This window comes from Kitasatospora sp. NPDC093806 (assembly GCF_040683335.1).
Lineage (GTDB): Bacteria > Actinomycetota > Actinomycetes > Streptomycetales > Streptomycetaceae > Kitasatospora.
In genome coordinates, this window is sequence record NZ_JBFBDO010000024.1 from 1 (window position 1) to 16,660 (window position 16,660).

Below are 16,660 nucleotides of genomic sequence, written 5' to 3' on the forward strand. Positions count from 1 at the left end.
GGCCCCGTGGGCCCCCGGAACGCCCAGCCCCGCCGGGCCCGCCGGGCCGTCAGAGCGCCGCCCGCACCACCGAGTCGACGTCCGGGTGCCGGAACCGGAAGCCCGCGTCCAGCAGCCGGCGCGGCACCACCCGGTGGCTGCCGACCACCTCGACCGCCAGCTCGCCCAGCACCGCGCCCAGCACGGCCTTCGGCACCGGGAACGGCGTCGGCCGGTGCAGCGCCCGCCCGAGCGCGGCCGTCAGCTCGGCGTTGGTCACCGGCTCGGGCGCGGTCAGGTTGACCGGTCCGCTGACGCCCTCCCGGTCGATCAGGAAGCGCAGCGCCGCGACCTCGTCGGCCAGCGAGATGTGGCTCCAGTACTGCCGGCCGTCGCCGAGCCGCCCGCCGAGGCCCAGCCGGAACAGCGGGAAGAGCCGCCCGCCCGCGCCGCCGGCGGCGGAGAGCACCAGGCCGGTGCGCGGGTGGACCACCCGGATCCCGGCCCGCTCGGCCGGCCGGGCGGCGGCCTCCCACTCGACGCACACCTCGGCCAGGAAGTCGTCCCCGGCCGGCGCTTCCTCGTCGATCACCCGGTCCCCGGTCTGGCCGTAGTAGCCGACGGCCGAGGCGCTGACCAGGACCCGCGGCGGCTCGGCCAGCCCGGCGAGGGCGGTGGCCAGGGTCTCGGTGCCGAGTACCCGGCTCTCCCGGATCTCCCGCTTGTAGGCGTCGGTCCACCGGTGGTCGCCGACCCCGGCGCCGGCCAGGTGCACCGCCGCCTCGACCCCGGCCAGTCCGGCCCGGTCGATCTCGCCCAGCAGCGGGTTCCAGCCGATGGCGGTGGTGCCGTCCGGCCGGGGACCGGTCTTCGAGCGGTGCCGGACCAGCCGCACCACCTCGTGGCCGTCCGCCAGCAGCGAGTCGACGAGCGCCGAGCCGATCAGTCCCGTGGATCCTGTGACCGCGATTCTCATGGGCCCATCCTCGCCCGTGGGACCGCGGATTCCGAACCGGGCCGAGCCCGAAATTCCGTGTACGCCCGGGCGGGGGATGGCTAGCATGCCGCGCATGCACCAAGCCGACGATCTGATCATCCGCCCCGCGCGGGCCGAGGACGAGCCGGAGCTCGCCGTCCTCAATCGCACCACCTGGACCCCGCTGGCCGACGTCGGCCCGCGTCCCGCCGAGGACGCCGGGGTGTTCGACGAGACCCACACCCCGGACCAGTTCCGCCTCGCCCTGCTCGACGGCCGGATCGTCGGCTACGTCCGGGTCGTCCCGGCCACCCCGCTCGCCAGCAACCGGCACGTGCGCCAGATCCAGGGCCTCGCCGTCGACACCTCGGTGCGCGGCCGGGGCCTCGGGGCCGCCCTGGTCGAGGCCGCCTGCGCGGCCGCCCGGGAGCAGGGCGCCCGCAAGCTGAGCCTGCGGGTGCTCGGCCACAACGCCCCGGCCCGCCGCCTCTACGAGCGCTGCGGCTTCGTCGTCGAGGGCTCGCTCGCCGAGGAGTTCCTGATCGACGGCCGGTACGTCGACGACATCTGGATGGCCCGGCCGCTCACCGACTGACCGCCCGGCACCCGGGCCCGGACCAGCTCCGGGCCCTCCCGGCACGCACCACCCGCGCACCGTCCACGCACCACCCACGGACCGTCCGCGAAGCATCCGCGGCCCGCCCGCCGAGCGTCCGCGAACCGTCCGCAGGTTACTGACGCGTCGTCAGATCCGGTGCACGGGTGGTGCAGAGTCGTGACAGACCCGCCCTGTCTGGACCATCACCCGGACGGGTACGGTACGGCCGTGAGCAACTCGACGCCTCCCGGGTGGTACCCGGTACCGGGTGCGGACGGCACGGCCGGCCATGAGCGCTGGTGGGACGGCACGGCCTGGACCAGCGACGTGCGGCCCGTCCAGGCCGGCGGCGGCCAGCTCGCCGACGCCCCGACGCAGGTCTCCTGGCAGAACCCGCCGCAGGCCGCCGCGCCCCCGCCACCGTCCTACGGCTACGGCGCCCCGCAGCAGGGGCAGCCCGGGTACGGCTACCCGGCGCCGGACCAGCCCGCCTACGGCTACCCGCCGGCCGCCTACCCGCCGCCGTCGCAGCCGAACCGGATCAAGACCGGCACCGCCGTCGGCATCGTGGTCGGGGTGCTGGCCGTGATCGGCGTGGCGGCCGCGATCGTGCTGAACAGCGGCGGCGACGGCCCGTCCGCCGACAAGACCCCGCCGGTGGCGACCGTGACGGTCACCGACACCCCGAGCCCCACCGCCACCACCCCGACCCCGACCCCGAGCAGGTCGACCCCGCCACCGCCGCCCACCACCCCCGCGCGCCCCAGCCCGGTGGTCAAGGACACCGTGGCCGACCCGCAGCACGCCATCACGGTGCCGGTCTTCGAGGGCTGGGAGGCGACCACCGGCGGCACCCGCTCCTCGGTCTTCCTCGGCAGCGGCCAGTACACCTGCTCCGGCGGCGGCAACTGCATCCGCGGCCAGTTCTCGGTCGAGAAGGAGACCATCTCGGGCACCACCGCCCGGGCGGCGGCCGAGGCGGCGATGCCGGGCTACGCGGCGGCGATCTTCACCAACATCACCTCGCACACCGACGCCGGCTCGTCCAGCACCACGGTCGCGGGCATCTCCGGCTACGCCGTGCGCTGGCACATCACCACCGGGGACGGCAGCAAGGGCTACATCCTGATGGTGGCCGTCCCGGCGAAGGGCGGCGGCTACGTGGCCTTCGAGGGCGGGGTGGACGACGCCGCGGGCGCGCCCGACCCCACCGTGCTGGACCAGATCCTCAAGGGCATCAAGCAGGACAACAGCTCGGGCTCCGGGACCGGCTCCACCACCTGAGCCCACGACCCGCCCACGACCCGCCCGGGGCCGTCCCGGGCGGGCGGGGGGTCAGTCCCCGTACCGCTCCCAGAGCTTGGGGAACCGTTTCGCCATGACGTCCGGGTCGTCGAAGTCGAAGGTCGCCCCGGCCGGCCGCGCGGGCTGCCGTCCGCCCACCTCGGGCAGCGGCAGCCCGGTCAGCTGCTCGTACGCCTCGTCGGCGGCGTAGCCGAGCTCCTCGGCCTCGCCGTCCTCCTCCTCGTCGAACCCGGGCAGCAGGTCCGCCAGGTCGTCCGGCTCGTGCAGCCCGCCCTCGAAGACGTCCCGGCCCTGGCCGATCAGCCAGCACCGGAAGTAGTCGAAGGAGTCCTCGGAGGCGCCGTCCAGCAGCAGGTACGCCGCCCCCCACAGGTCGTGGCGGTAGGCGCGCTGGAACCGGGCCTCGAAGAGCCGGGCGAAGTCGATGACATCGTCCGGGGCCAGTTGGACGAGCCGTTCCACCAGGCGGTCCGCCTGCTCGTCCGGGTCGCCGTCGGCGGCTTCCCGGGTCTCGTCGATGATCTGCCAGAAGTCGGTCTCGTCCATCACCGCTCCAGCATCCCTGTTCGGCCGCACCGGCGCATGCGAAGAGCACGTGAATCACCCGGAACGGGCGCGGAACGCGGAACCCCGCGCCGTCCGGGGACGACGCGGGGTTCCGGGTACTGCCGATGACCCTTGCAGCCTTACAGGCCGAGCTCGACCTCGAACTCGCCGGCCTCCAGGATCTCCTTGACGGCCACCAGGTAGCGGGCGGCGTCGGCGCCGTCCACCAGGCGGTGGTCGTAGGAGAGCGACAGGTAGGTCATGTCACGGATGCCGATGGCGGTGCCGCCGTCGGCCTCGATGACGACCGGGCGCTTGACCGTCGCGCCGATGCCCAGGATCGCGGCCTGGTTCGGCGGCACGATGACGGTGTCGAACAGCGCACCGCGCGAGCCGGTGTTGCTGATGGTGAAGGTGGCGCCGGACAGCTCGTCCGGGGTGATCTTGCTGTCGCGCACCTTGCCGGCCAGCTCCGCGGTCTTCTTCGAGATGCCGGCGATGTTGAGGTCGCCCGCACCCTTGATGACCGGGGTCATCAGACCCTTCTCGGAGTCCACCGCGATACCGATGTTCTCGGTGTCGAAGTAGGTGATGGTGCCCTCGGCGTCGTTGATCCGGGCGTTGACGACCGCGTGGGCCTTCAGCGCCTGGGCGGCGGCCTTGACGAAGAACGGCATCGGGGACAGCTTCACGCCCTCGCGGGCGAGGAAGGAGTCCTTGGCCTTGGCGCGCAGCGACATGATCTTGGTGACGTCCACCTCGACCACGCTGGTGAGCTGCGCCTGCTCGTGCAGGGCCTTCATCATGTTGTCGCCGATGACCTTGCGCATGCGGGTCATCTTGACCGTCTGGCCACGCAGCGCGGACGGCGCGGCGGCGGCCTTCGGGGCGGCGGCCGGGGCGGCAGCGGCGGCGACCGGAGCAGGCGCGGCCTTGGCGGCCTCGGCGGCGGCCAGGACGTCCTGCTTGCGGATGCGGCCACCGACACCGGTGCCGGTGACGGCGGACAGCGCGACACCGTGCTCGGCGGCGAGCTTGCGGACCAGCGGGGTGACGTAGGCGTCACCGGCGTCGGCGACCGGGGCGGCCGGAGCAGCCGGGGCGACCGGGGCCGGAGCGGCGACCGGGGCCGGGGCGGCAACGGGGGCGACCGGGGCAACGGGGGCCGGAGCGGCAACCGGAGCCGGGGCGGCCGGGGCCGGAGCGGCAACCGGGGCGGCGACCGGGGCAGCCGGGGCAACCGGAGCCGGAGCAGCCGGGGCGGCGACCGGGGCCGGGGCGGCCACGACGGCACCCGCGGCGCCGATCAGCGCGAGCTGGGCGCCGACCTCGGCGACCTCGTCCTCGCCGACCAGGATCTTCACCAGGGTGCCGGCGACCGGCGACGGGATCTCGGTGTCGACCTTGTCGGTGGAGACCTCGAGCAGCGGCTCGTCGACCTCGACGGTGTCACCCTCGGCCTTCAGCCAGCGGGTGACGGTGCCCTCGGCGACCGACTCGCCCAGCGCCGGCAGCAGCACCGGGGTGGCGTCGGCGGCGGGGGCGGCGGCGACCGGGGCGGCAACCGGAGCCGGCGCGGCGACCGGAGCGGCCGGAGCGGCGACCGGGGCCTCGACGACCGGGGCCGGAGCGGCAACCGGGGCCGGAGCGGCCTCGGCGACCGGCGCGGCGGCGGCGACCGGGGCGCCCGTGCCGTCGTCGATGATCGCCAGCTCGGCGCCGACCTCGACGGTCTCGTCCTCGGCGACCTTGATCGAGGCCAGGATGCCGGAGGCCGGGGCCGGGATCTCGGTGTCGACCTTGTCGGTCGAGACCTCGAGCAGCGGCTCGTCCATCTCTACCCGCTCACCCTCGGCCTTCAGCCAACGGGTGACGGTGCCCTCGGAAACGCTCTCGCCCAGCGCGGGCAGTGTTACTGAGACCGCCATGGTTTCAGCGACTCCTATCAAGTCTTGCGAACTGGAATTTGGGGTGTGGGGGCGCGATCAGTCGTGCGCGTGCAGCGGCTTGCCGGCCAGCGCCAGGTGCGCCTCGCCCAGGGCCTCGGACTGGGTCGGGTGCGCGTGGATGAGCTGCGCGACCTCGGCCGGCAGAGCCTCCCAGTTGTAGATCAGCTGGGCTTCGCCGACCTGCTCGCCCATGCGGGCGCCGACCATGTGGACGCCGACCACGGCGCCGTCCTTGACCTGGACGAGCTTGATCTCGCCGGCGGTCTTCAGGATCTTGCTCTTGCCGTTGCCGGCCAGGTTGTACTTGAGCGTGACGACCTTGTCCTTGCCGTACAGCTCGACGGCCTTGGCCTCGGAGATGCCGACGGAGGCCACCTCGGGGTTGGAGTACGTCACGCGCGGGACGCCGTCGTAGTCGATCGGCACCGGCTTGAGGCCGGCCAGGCGCTCGGCGACCAGGATGCCCTCGGCGAAGCCGACGTGGGCCAGCTGCAGGGTCGGGGCGAGGTCGCCGACGGCCGAGATGGTCGGCACGTTGGTGCGCATGTACTCGTCGACGAGGACGTAGCCGCGGTCCATCGCGACGCCGTTCTCCTCGTAGCCCAGGCCGGCCGAGACCGGGCCGCGGCCGATGGCGACGAGCAGCAGGTCGGCGTCGATCTGCTTGCCGTTCTCGGTGGAGACGCGCACACCGGTCTCGGTGTACTCGACGCCGGAGAAGCGGGCCTTCAGCTCGAACTTGATGCCGCGCTTGCGGAAGGCGCGCTCCAGCAGCTTGGAGGAGTTCTCGTCCTCCAGCGGGACCAGGTGCGGCAGGGCCTCGACGATGGTGACCTCGACGCCGAACGACTTCCACACCGAGGCGAACTCGACGCCGATCACGCCGCCGCCGAGGATGACGACCGACTTCGGGATCCGGTCGAGCTTCAGGGCGTGGTCGGAGGAGATGACGCGGTTGCCGTCGATCTCCAGGCCCGGGATCGAGCGCGGCACCGAACCGGTGGCGAGGACGATGTGGCGACCCTCGACGCGCTGGCCGTTGACGTCCACCGAGGTCTGCGAGGAGAGCTTGCCCTCGCCCTGGATGAAGGTGACCTTGCGGGACGCCACCAGGCCCTGGAGGCCCTTGTACAGGCCGGCGATGACGTCGTCCTTGTACTTGTGGACGCCGTTGATGTCGATGCCCTGGAAGGTGGCCAGCACGCCGAACTCGGCGGCCTCCTTCGTCTCGTCGGCGATCTCGGCGGCGTGCAGCAGCGCCTTGGTCGGGATGCAGCCGCGGTGCAGGCAGGTGCCGCCGAGCTCACCCTTCTCGATCAGGGCGACGCTCAGGCCCAGCTGGGCGGCGCGGAGCGCCGCGGCGTAACCGCCGCTTCCGCCTCCGAGAATGACTACGTCGAAAACGGTGCTGGCGTCGTTCGCCACGTCACGTCCTCCATGCATGGGGTGTGGATCGCCGGGCCGGTCACGGTCCGGTGGTTCGGAAGCCTTTGTGGGGCGCCCAGTCGTGCCGGAAATACATCTTCGCACTTGTTCGCGGCGACTGATGTCCGGGTCCGCCCCGGGGGCGTCCCCGGGGGTGGTCGCAGGGGTGGGAACACCCCGGACGGAGGGGCATCGGCGCAGTTCAGGGCGGGGTTGACAGGGCCCGGGCGGGGGTTTCCGGGGGCAGCGGAGCCCCGGGTTCCGCAGTGCGGAACAAAGTTTCGCCCGCAGCGAACAGGGGTGCGATCCGCGCCCGGCGCGCCCTACCCGCAGGTAACCCCGGCCCTGGTCCCGGCTCCCGTCCCGCCCGGGAAGCCGGACGGGGCCCGGCGCACCCGCGCCGGACCCCGTCCCGTCAGCCGTACCCGGCCGCTCAGGCCACTCAGGCCTTGCCGCCCGCCGCCTTCTGCTCGGCGAAGCGGACCAGGGTGCGCACCGCGCTCGCGGTGCCGCCCTTCGGGGTGTAGCCGAACGGCGCGCCCTCGTGGAACGCCGGACCGGCGATGTCCAGGTGCGCCCAGTCGATGCCCTCGGCCACGAACTCCTTCAGGAACAGGCCGGCCACCAGGCCGCCGCCCATCCGGTCGCCCATGTTCGCCAGGTCGGCGATGGTCGAGTCGGTCATGCCCTTGCGCAGGTCGGCCGGCAGCGGCATCGGCCAGGACTGCTCGCCCACCTCGCCGGCGGCCGCGTGCAGGGTGGCGCGCAGCTCGTCGTCGTTGGCCATCACGCCGAAGGTGCGGGCGCCCAGCGCCATCATCATCGCGCCGGTCAGGGTCGCGACGTCGATGATGACGTCCGGGTTCTCCTCGCCGGCCCGCACGATGGCGTCGGCCAGCACCAGCCGGCCCTCGGCGTCGGTGTTCAGCACCTCGACGGTCTTGCCGCCGTACATGCGCAGCACGTCACCCGGACGGGTGGCCGAGCCGGACGGCATGTTCTCGGCCAGCGCCAGCCAGGCGGTGACGTTGACCTGCAGGCCCAGGCGCTTGGCGGCGACCACGGCGGCGAACACGGCGGCGGCGCCGGCCATGTCGCACTTCATGGTCTCGTTGTGGCCGGCCGGCTTCAGCGAGATGCCGCCCGAGTCGTAGGTGATGCCCTTGCCGACGAACGCCAGGGTCGCCTTGGCCTTCGGGTGGGTGTAGGCCACCTTCACCAGGCGCGGCGGGTTGACCGAGCCGGTGCCGACGCCGAGCAGGCCGCCGAAGCCGCCCTTGACCAGCGCCTTCTCGTCCAGCACCTCGACCTTGAGGCCGTGCTCCTTGCCGGCCGCCTGGGCGATCGCGGCGAAGCCCTTCGGGTTCAGGTCGTTCGGCGCGGTGTTGACGAGGTCGCGGGCGCGGTTCATCTCCTCGCCGACGACGGCGGCGCGCTCGACGGCGGCCTTGACGTCCTTGCTGCCCTTGCGGGTCGCCAGCAGGATCAGCTCGCCGACCGGCTCCTTGCCGCCGTTGCCGTTGTTCTTGTAGGTGCCGAACGCGTAGGCGCCCAGCAGGCCGCCCAGCGCGACCGACTCGGCCTCGTCGGCCGACTCGGCCGGCAGCGCCAGCGCGACCTTCTTGGCACCCGCGAGGGTGCGGGCGGCGACACCGGCGGCGCGGCGCAGGGCCTCCAGCTCGTAGCCGCCCTCGGCGGCCTCGCCCAGGCCGACCGCGAGCACGAGCGCGGCCTTCAGACCGGCGGGGGAGGGCACCTTGACGGCCTCGCCCTCGGCGCCGGACGCGCCCAGCGTGCTGAGAACCTCGGCCAGCTTGCCCTCGAACGCCTCGGCCACGGCCTCGGCGCCCGGCGCCAGCACGATGCCCTTGGGGCCCTTCGCCACGCCGATCACCAGGGCGTCCGCGCGCAGCGAGGCGGCGGAGGAGGTGCTCACAGACAATGCAGTCACGTAATGCGTCCTGTTCTTTCGCGGTCCACGACCGGTCGCGGCGCGAGTGCCGCACCGGCGCAGCCCGGAACCGCCGGCCAGGCCGACCGGCCGGTGGACGCCGGACCCGGGGCCCCTGGCTGCGCGCGCCCACCGCCCGCGGCGGTCGCGCACACCAGAGGCCCCGGCGCCCCAACGTGCGCCGGCCGGGCAGGACCTGCGACGGTGCAGGGCTGCGGTGCTCCCCGCATGGTAGTCCGCATGGTGGGATCACGCTCCGCCTGGTGTACCGCCTTTCGGCGCACGGGCTTTGGCGCCGTCCTCAGCCCGCCAGCGCGAGCAGCAGCAGGGCGCCGGTCGCGGCGGTCTCCGCCATCGCGCCGAGCACGTCCCCGGTGATCCCGCCGAACCGCCGCACGCAGCGCCGCAGCAGCAGCCAGGCCGCGCCGACGCCGACCACAACTGCCGCGGGCAGAACCAGGGCTGAGTGGCCGTCAGGGAGTCCGGCGGCGGCCGTCAGCAGGGCCGCGCCGCCGGTCGACATGACCGCCGCGGCCGGGGACACGGTGCTCGCCACCATCGCGCCGAGCCCGCCCGGACGGGCCGCCGGCACCGACCGCAGGCATCCCCAGGAGAGCGCGCAGCGGGCGGCCACCGCCGCCGCGAGCACCGCCAGCGCACCGCGCAGCGGGGAGACGGCGAACTGCCCGGCGAGTGCGGCCACCTGGGCGAGCAGCACGAGGACGAGGGTGAGGACGCCGAACGGCCCGATGTCCGACTGCTTCATGATGCGCAGCGCGTCCTCGGCGGGCTTCCCGCTGCCCAGCCCGTCCGCGACGTCCGCGAGGCCGTCCAGGTGCAGGCCCCGGGTCAGCGCCGCGAGCACGCTGACCGCCGCCACCGCGCCGAGCAGTCCGCCCGCGCGCCACGCGACCAGCGCCCCGACCCCGGCCGCGAGCGCCCCCAGCACCACCCCGACCACCGGCGCGGCCACCATCGCCCGCCCCCCGGCGGCCCGGTCCCACCGCTCGACCCGCACCCGCAGCACCGACAACGTCCCGAACCCGAACCGCAGCCCGTCCCCCCACCCGGCGGACTCCCGCACCACAGCTCTCCCACTCCTCGAAACCAAGCCCCCGGCACACCCACCAGGGCCGCCGCGGTTGTGGGCCCACGCCCTCAGGCGCGCCGCAGTTGTGGGCCCACGCCCCTCAGGGGCGCGGGGAACTGCGCGCAGCGGAAGGCTCCGGACCCGTCACGACCCGACGCACCCCAGGCCCCGCACACCGCTGCCGTCCAGTACCCGCTCACCCTCAGGGGCGCGGGGAACTGCGCGCAGCGGAAGGCTCCGGGCCCGTCACGTTCCGACGCACCCCGGGCCCGGCACCCCGCTCTCGTCCAGTACCCGCTCACCCTCAGGGGCGCGGGGAACTGCGCGCGGCGGAAGGCTCCGGGCCCGTCACCATCCGACGCACCCTCCACCCTCCACCCACCGCGCAGCCGCTACAGCCGCCCGAGCAGCTCCGCCGCCGTCGGCAGCTTCGCCGGCTCCTTCGGCGCCGACGGCACGAACGCCACCGGCGCCTGCTCCGCCAGCGTGTCCGCCGCCGCCTGCAGCAGCGGCAGCGCCATCACCGCGCCGACGCCCTCGCCCATGGTGATCCCCTGCTCCGCCAGCGGCGTCAGCGTCAGCCGGTCGTACGCCTTGGCCTGCGCCGGCTCCCCGCTGGACTGCCCGGCCCGCCACCACTCCGGCGCCCGGAACGCGATCCGCTGCGCGACCAGCGCGCAGGCCGCCGAGACCACCCCGTCCAGCACGACCGGCAGCTTCCGCACCGCGGCCTGCAGCAGGAACCCGGTGATCGCCGCGAAGTCCGCCCCGCCGGTGGCGCCGAGCAGCGCCAGTTGGTCGCCCAGCACCGGCCGGGCCCGCCGCAGCGAGTCCCGAATGGTCGCGCACTTGACCATCCACACCCGGTCGTCGATGCCCGAGCCGCGCCCGGTGACGGCCGCCGCGTCGGTCCCGCAGAGCGCGCCGACCAGCACCGCCGCCACCGTGGTCGAGCCGACCCCGAGGTCGCCCAGCACCACCAGGTCGGTGCCGGCGTCGGCCTCCTCGTCGGCGACGGCCATCCCGGCCCGGAACGCCTTGACGGTCTCCTCGGCGCTGAGCGCGTCCTCGGTGTCGATCCGTCCGGAGCCGCGCCGCACCCGGTGGGCGGTCACCTCGTCCGGGAACTCGGAGACGTCGGCGTCCACCGCGACGTCCACCACCCGAACCGAGGCGCCGAAGCGGCGGGCGAGCAGCGCGACCGGCGCGGTGCCGTCGAGGACGGCCCGGACCCGTGCCGCGGTGCCGCCCTGGGCGGGGAGCCGGGAGACGCCGAGGCCGGCCACCCCGTGGTCGGCGGCGAACAGCACCACCTTGGGCGACGACAGCGGCCGCACCGGGGAGCGCCCCTGCACGGACGACAGCCAGGCGCCCAGCTCCTCCAGGTTGCCGAGGCCGTTGCGCGGCCGGTCCAGCTCCTGCCAGCGCTCCTCGGCGGCGCGCCGGGCGCTCTCGTCGGGGCGCTCGACGAGCGAGGAGAACGTATCGAGATCCACGGTGGTGTCCATCGTCCGGAAGGCTACACGCCGCAGGTGTTCAGCCAACGGCGGGCTTGACGGTGAGAACCTGCCCGGCGACCACCAGCAGCACACGCTCCGAGGCGTCCGCCACCGCCATGTTGAGCCGGCCCAGGGTGTCGCGGAACCGGCGGCCGGCCGCGGTGGCCGGGACGACGCCCATGCCGACCTCGTTGCTGACCGCCACGACCTGCCGCCGGGTGGCCGCCCAGGCCTCCGCCAGTGCCGTGCACCGCCGTTGGACCGCGGCCTCGCCGCCGTCCGCCCAGACCGCGTCGTCCCAGGCGCCGCACTCGTCCATCACCGCGGTGAGCCAGAGCGCCAGGCAGTCGATCAGCACCGGGGCCGGGTCGGCGGGGTCGGCGAGGACCTCCTCCAGCGCGCAGGTCTCGGCGGTGCGCCAGCTCGCCGGCCGGCGTTCCCGGTGCAGCGCGACCCGCTGGGCCCACTCGCCGTCGCCGTCCCGGGTGCCGCTGGTGGCCACGTACAGCACGTCCTCGTACCGGGCGAGCAGCTGCTCGGCCTTGGTGGACTTGCCGGACCGGGCGCCGCCGAGGACGAGGGTGCGGGGGAGCGGGGCGTGGGGTGTCATGCACCCATCCTCGCGCACCGCGCATACCGAAGATCGGGCCGGGCAACCTGAGGGCTTAGGGTGCGCAGCACAGCGCATCGTTGGTCGTCGGCGGGAGGAGCCGGGCATGGTCTGGACGTGGCGGTACGAGAAGGCGGACGGCGTCGTGGTGGCCCCGGGCAGCGGCCAGGCGGAGGAGTTCGCGGGCCAGGGCGACGCGGAGACCTGGATCGGGGAGAACTGGAAGCAGCTGGTCGAGGACGGCGTGGACCGCGCCGTGCTGCTGGACGACGACCGCGAGCACTACACGATGGGCCTGCACGAGGGCTGACCGGCCGCCGAGCCCCCGGGGTCCCCGGCAGTCGTCGGGGTCCCGGGGCTCACTTCATGCCGACGACGTGCAGCAGCGCGGCGACCTGCCGGTAGGGGTCGGTCCGGCCGGCCCGCTCCTCGGCCTCCAGCAGCTGGCCGAGCTGCCGGCCGTCCACCGGCGGCGCGGTGTCGTCGGGCGCGTTGTCGGTGAAGACCCGGACGCCGTACCAGTGCCGCAGCGGCACGGACACCTCGGAGAGGGTGACGGCGAGGTCGCCGATCCGGTCGGCGCGGGCCGCCAGCCCGAGCCGGTTGTAGTACCGGTCGCTCTCGAAGGCCTCCAGGGCGGCCCGCCAGTCGCCGGTGGCGGCGGGTCGCAGGGCGAGCGCGTCGCGGTTGCGGACCACCAGCGAGAGCAGTCCGCCGGGGGCGAGCAGCCGGGCCAGCGAGGCGATCATCGGATCGGGGTCGGGCAGGTACATCAGCACGCCGTGGCAGAGCACGACGTCGAAGCTGCGCGCCCCGAACCAGCGCCCGCACTGGTGGCCGTCGCCGATCAGCAGCTGGATCCGGTCGCGGACCTCCGCCGGCTCCTCGGCGAGGACCTCGTGGGCGGCGCCGAGCGCGACCGGGTCGGAGTCGATGCCGGTGACGTAGTGGCCGGCCCGGGCCAGCCGCAGCGCCTGGGTGCCCTGGCCGCAGCCGATGTCGAGGACGCGCTGCGCGGTCCGGCCGGTGAGCTGCTCGGCGAGCTGCCGGGCGATCATCTCCTGCCGGACGAGGTTGCGCAGGGTGCCGTGCCGCTCCAGCCAGTGGCCGGTGCCGGCGGCGTACGCGCCGCTGCGCGAGGGCAGTCGCCGCTCGTTCCCGGCCCGCTCGTGCCCGGTCCGGTCCGGGCCGATCCGGTCGTGGCCGCCTCCGCCCTGGCCGGGAAGCGCGTAGAGGCCGGGCCCGTCCCAGACGGGAGGGGCCCAGCCGGAGTCCGCCGGTTCGACGGTCAGGGCTTCTCCCCGCGCCGCACCTGCGGCTTGGGCAGACGCAGCCGGCGCATCTGCAGGATGCGCATCAGGCCGTAGGCGACCGCGCCGCGGGTGTTCTGCCCGGCGAACCGCTCGGCGAGCTGCTTGCGCAGACCGAAGCCGAGGCGGACGAAGTCCAGGATCACCAGGACGAAGAAGAGCAGGAACAGCACCGTGGAGAGCAGCTGGAGGGTCGGCACCTTGACGATGCTGAGCACCAGGATGAGCACCGCGGCGGGCAGGAAGAACTCGGCCAGCGACCAGCGGGCGTCCACGTAGTCGCGGGCGAACTTGCGGACCGGGCCCTTGTCGCGGGCCGGGAGGTGGCGCTCGTCGCCCTCGAGCAGCGCGGTGCGCTGCTTCTCGCGCTCGGAGCGCATCCGCTCGCGGGCCTGCCGGGCGGCCTCCTTGCGGTCCTTGGGCACGGTCACCCGGGTGCGCCGATTGGCCTCGGCGTCACTGCGCTTGGGCGTGGGGCGGCCCTTCTTCGCCTGCGGGTCGCGGGGCTGGGTCGTCTCGTCCTGCTTCTCCAGCACGGCGGCGGAGGCGGCGGCATCATCTGAACGGCGTCGGAACACACCACCAGCGTACGGGGTGCGGGACCGCTTGTTCCGGTGCCCTTGGACCCAAACCCGTATCGATCCGGCCGGTGGGGCCCAGGGCCCGGGTTTTTGGGGGTTTCCCGTAGGGGATCACTCCGCTGACCGGCGGGTGGAATGAGGGCGGGATCCACCCCGCGGATGAGGCCGCACGGACCCCACCTGTAGCAGTCTTGTTGCAGGCAGGTGCACTGCGGCGACGGGCTCGCTGCACATACACTCGTCGTGTCTGGTAACGAGATAGAGACCGCAGGCCGGAGAAGGGGGCACCCGAGGCCCATGAGCGACGGAATCATGAAGCGTATGGGGCTGATCTTCCGCTCCAAGGCGAACAAGGCCCTGGACCGGGCGGAAGACCCGCGCGAGACGCTGGATTATTCGTACCAGAAGCAGCTGGAGCTGCTGCAGAAGGTGCGTCGTGGCGTCGCGGACGTGGCCACCTCGCGCAAGCGCCTGGAGCTCCAGCTGACCCAGCTGCAGCAGCAGTCGGCGAAGTACGAGGACCAGGGCCGCAAGGCGCTCTCGCTCGGCCGGGAGGACCTCGCCCGCGAGGCGCTGACCCGCAAGGCGAACATGCAGTCCCAGATCAACGACCTGGAGGTGCAGTACCAGCAGCTCCAGGCCGAGGAGGAGAAGCTCACGCTCGCCTCCCAGCGGCTGCAGGCCAAGGTGGACGCCTTCCGCACCAAGAAGGAGACCATCAAGGCCACCTACACGGCCGCCCAGGCGCAGACCCGGATCGCCGAGTCCTTCTCCGGCATCTCGGAGGAGATGGGCGACGTCGGCCTGGCGATCCAGCGGGCCGAGGACAAGACCGCCCAGATGCAGGCCCGGGCCGGCGCGATCGACGAGCTGCTGGCCTCCGGCGCGCTCGACGACGCCAGCGGTCTCGGCCGCAAGGACGACATCGAGGCCGAGCTGGAGCGGGTGGCCGGCGGTTCCGACGTCGAGCTGGAGCTGGCCCGGATGAAGGCCGAGCTGACCGGTGGCCCCGCGGCCGCCCCGCAGGCGATCGAGCAGGGCCGTCCGCAGGACGTCACCCCGCAGCAGCAGGACACCCCGCGGATCAACTACAACAAGTGACCTGAGCTCCACCCCAGGAACAGGGAGACGCACGGCATGATCATGAGGGTCATGGGTGAGGGGCAGTTCGAGGTGGGCGAGACCCACCTGAACCGGCTCAACGAGCTCGACGAGGAGCTCCTCACCGCACTGGAGTCGGGGGACGAGGAACACTTCCGCCGGTCGCTCGGCGAACTGCTGGGCGCCGTGAAGGAGTACGGCACCCCCCTGCCGGACGACTCGCTGGAGCCGTCCGACCTGATCCTCCCGGATGCCGAGGCGACCATCGACCAGGTCCGGCAGCTGCTGCGGGCCGAGGGCGACGGCCTGATCCCGGGGATTCCCGAGTAGCCACCGTCAGTAGCCACGTCTCCGCGCCAGACACCAGAAGGGCGGGCCCCCTCCACCTCGGAGGGGGCCCGCCCTTCGGCTTGCCCCCGCTGCTCGCGGGGGCGGCGAATCGTTACGGCAGGGCCAGCATCCGGTCCAGCGCGGCCTTGGCGTACTTCTCGGTCTCCGGGTCGACCGTGATCACGTTCGGCACCCGGCCCTCGACCAGCGACTCCAGCGCCCAGACCAGGTGCGGCAGGTCGATCCGGTTCATGGTGGAGCAGAAGCAGACCGCCCGGTCCAGGAAGACGATCTCCTTGTCCGGGTGCGCCTTGGCGAGCCGGCGGACCAGGTTCAGCTCGGTGCCGATGGCCCACTTGGTGCCGGGCTCGGCGGCGTCCAGCGCCTTGATGATGTACTCGGTCGAGCCCACCATGTCGGCGGCCGCGACGACCTCGTGCTTGCACTCCGGGTGGACCAGGACGGTGACGCCCGGGATCCGCTCGCGCACGTCGTTCACCGAGTCCAGGCTGAACCGGCCGTGCACCGAGCAGTGGCCGCGCCAGAGGATCATCTTCGCCGCGCGCAGCTGCTCGGCGGTCAGCCCGCCGTTGGGCTTGTGCGGGTTGTAGACGACGCAGTCGTCCAGCGAGAAGCCCATGTCCCGGACGGCGGTGTTGCGGCCGAGGTGCTGGTCGGGCAGGAAGAGGACCTTCTCGCCCTGCTCGAAGGCCCACTCCAGGGCGCGCTTGGCGTTGGAGGAGGTGCAGATGGTGCCGCCGTGCCGGCCGGTGAAGGCCTTGATGTCGGCGGAGGAGTTCATGTACGAGACCGGGACGGTGACGTCGGCTATGCCGGCGTCGGTCAGCGCGTCCCAGCACTCGGCGACCTGCTCGGCGGTGGCCATGTCGGCCATCGAACAGCCGGCCGCGAGGTCCGGCAGGATGACCTGCTGGGCCGAGGTGGTCAGGATGTCCGCCGACTCGGCCATGAAGTGCACGCCGCAGAAGACGATGTACTCGGCCTCCGGGCGGGCGGCCGCGTCCCGGGCGAGCTTGAAGGAGTCGCCGGTGACGTCGGCGAACTCGATCACCTCGTCGCGCTGGTAGTGGTGGCCCAGGATGAAGACGCGGTCGCCGAGCGCGGCCTTGGCCGCGCGGGCGCGCTCGACGAGGTTCGGGTCGGAGGCCGGGGGGAGGTCGCCGGGGCACTCGACGCCGCGCTCGCTGTTCGGGTCGGCCTCGCGGCCGAGCAGCAGCAGAGCGAGCGGCGTCGGAGTGGGGTCGACGCCGTAGGTCTCGGTGATGGTGGTGGTCACGGGCGGGTGCCCTTCTGTGCGGCCGATCAAGCGGTGCAGCCTTTTCGTCTATCTGACGCAATCTATGATAACCGGTTAGCGTCAGAGTGACGATGGCCATCCTGTCGATGTGA

Annotated in this window: 15 protein-coding genes and 1 pseudogene; 5 read left to right on the plus strand and 11 right to left on the minus strand. The window is 73.5% G+C overall.

Going from position 1 to position 16,660, the window contains the following annotated elements:
* Window positions 1–49: 49 nt before the first annotated feature.
* Complete coding sequence (locus AB0N76_RS14830; protein WP_363556969.1) at window positions 50–955, minus strand: TIGR01777 family oxidoreductase; 906 nt, start codon at window positions 953–955, stop codon at window positions 50–52.
* Between the two features lie 94 nt (window positions 956–1,049).
* Between AB0N76_RS14830 and AB0N76_RS14835 the strand changes: the two genes are divergently transcribed.
* Together AB0N76_RS14835 and AB0N76_RS14840 are read left to right on the plus strand one after the other, a co-directional pair.
* The gene (locus AB0N76_RS14835; RefSeq protein ID WP_363556971.1) at window positions 1,050–1,550 is read left to right on the plus strand and encodes a GNAT family N-acetyltransferase; all 501 of its coding nucleotides are present in this window, start codon (window positions 1,050–1,052) and stop codon (window positions 1,548–1,550) included.
* Between the two features lie 231 nt (window positions 1,551–1,781).
* Window positions 1,782–2,837 (plus strand): DUF2510 domain-containing protein, encoded by a 1,056-nt coding sequence (locus AB0N76_RS14840; protein WP_363556973.1) that lies wholly within the window; start codon window positions 1,782–1,784, stop codon window positions 2,835–2,837.
* 51 nt (window positions 2,838–2,888) lie between these two features.
* Here the strand turns inward: AB0N76_RS14840 and AB0N76_RS14845 are convergent, their stop codons facing one another.
* The 7 genes and pseudogenes from AB0N76_RS14845 to cobU form a co-directional block, all read right to left on the minus strand.
* Window positions 2,889–3,404, minus strand: a complete 516-nt coding sequence (locus AB0N76_RS14845; protein WP_363556975.1) for a DUF4240 domain-containing protein — start codon at window positions 3,402–3,404, stop codon at window positions 2,889–2,891.
* A 140-nt stretch (window positions 3,405–3,544) separates the two neighbouring features.
* The gene (sucB, locus tag AB0N76_RS14850) at window positions 3,545–5,332 is read right to left on the minus strand and encodes a 2-oxoglutarate dehydrogenase, E2 component, dihydrolipoamide succinyltransferase (RefSeq protein WP_363556977.1); all 1,788 of its coding nucleotides are present in this window, start codon (window positions 5,330–5,332) and stop codon (window positions 3,545–3,547) included.
* Between the two features lie 57 nt (window positions 5,333–5,389).
* Window positions 5,390–6,796 carry a dihydrolipoyl dehydrogenase gene (gene lpdA / locus AB0N76_RS14855; protein ID WP_363556979.1) on the minus strand — a complete coding sequence of 469 codons (1,407 nt, stop codon included), beginning with the start codon at window positions 6,794–6,796 and terminating at the stop codon, window positions 5,390–5,392.
* A 424-nt stretch (window positions 6,797–7,220) separates the two neighbouring features.
* A complete protein-coding gene (locus tag AB0N76_RS14860; protein ID WP_363556981.1) occupies window positions 7,221–8,729 on the minus strand; it encodes a leucyl aminopeptidase in 1,509 nt (502 codons plus the stop codon).
* A gap of 301 nt (window positions 8,730–9,030) precedes the next feature.
* Entirely contained in the window at window positions 9,031–9,816 is a 786-nt protein-coding gene (locus tag AB0N76_RS14865) for an adenosylcobinamide-GDP ribazoletransferase (protein WP_363556983.1), read from the minus strand.
* A 395-nt stretch (window positions 9,817–10,211) separates the two neighbouring features.
* Complete coding sequence (locus AB0N76_RS14870) at window positions 10,212–11,327, minus strand: nicotinate-nucleotide--dimethylbenzimidazole phosphoribosyltransferase (RefSeq protein ID WP_363556985.1); 1,116 nt, start codon at window positions 11,325–11,327, stop codon at window positions 10,212–10,214.
* A 28-nt stretch (window positions 11,328–11,355) separates the two neighbouring features.
* Window positions 11,356–11,904, minus strand: a pseudogene (gene cobU / locus AB0N76_RS14875) (bifunctional adenosylcobinamide kinase/adenosylcobinamide-phosphate guanylyltransferase); the annotation flags it as partial.
* A gap of 130 nt (window positions 11,905–12,034) precedes the next feature.
* On the opposite strand from cobU, the gene AB0N76_RS14880 reads away from it, so the two are divergent.
* Window positions 12,035–12,238, plus strand: a complete 204-nt coding sequence (locus AB0N76_RS14880) for a hypothetical protein (protein ID WP_363556987.1) — start codon at window positions 12,035–12,037, stop codon at window positions 12,236–12,238.
* 49 nt (window positions 12,239–12,287) lie between these two features.
* Here AB0N76_RS14880 and AB0N76_RS14885 read toward each other — a convergent pair whose 3' ends face one another.
* Window positions 12,288–12,986, minus strand: a complete 699-nt coding sequence (locus AB0N76_RS14885) for a methyltransferase domain-containing protein (RefSeq protein WP_363556989.1) — start codon at window positions 12,984–12,986, stop codon at window positions 12,288–12,290.
* A 230-nt stretch (window positions 12,987–13,216) separates the two neighbouring features.
* Window positions 13,217–13,816 (minus strand): DUF3043 domain-containing protein, encoded by a 600-nt coding sequence (locus AB0N76_RS14890; protein ID WP_363556991.1) that lies wholly within the window; start codon window positions 13,814–13,816, stop codon window positions 13,217–13,219.
* A 300-nt stretch (window positions 13,817–14,116) separates the two neighbouring features.
* On the opposite strand from AB0N76_RS14890, the gene AB0N76_RS14895 reads away from it, so the two are divergent.
* On the plus strand, window positions 14,117–14,920 hold the full coding sequence (locus AB0N76_RS14895; RefSeq protein ID WP_363556992.1) for a PspA/IM30 family protein: 804 nt from the start codon (window positions 14,117–14,119) through the stop codon (window positions 14,918–14,920).
* 36 nt (window positions 14,921–14,956) lie between these two features.
* Window positions 14,957–15,250: a hypothetical protein gene (locus AB0N76_RS14900; RefSeq protein ID WP_363556994.1), complete on the plus strand. Its 294-nt coding sequence runs from the start codon at window positions 14,957–14,959 to the stop codon at window positions 15,248–15,250.
* Between the two features lie 112 nt (window positions 15,251–15,362).
* Here AB0N76_RS14900 and nadA read toward each other — a convergent pair whose 3' ends face one another.
* Entirely contained in the window at window positions 15,363–16,547 is a 1,185-nt protein-coding gene (nadA, locus tag AB0N76_RS14905) for a quinolinate synthase NadA (RefSeq protein ID WP_363556996.1), read from the minus strand.
* Window positions 16,548–16,660 lie beyond the last annotated feature (113 nt).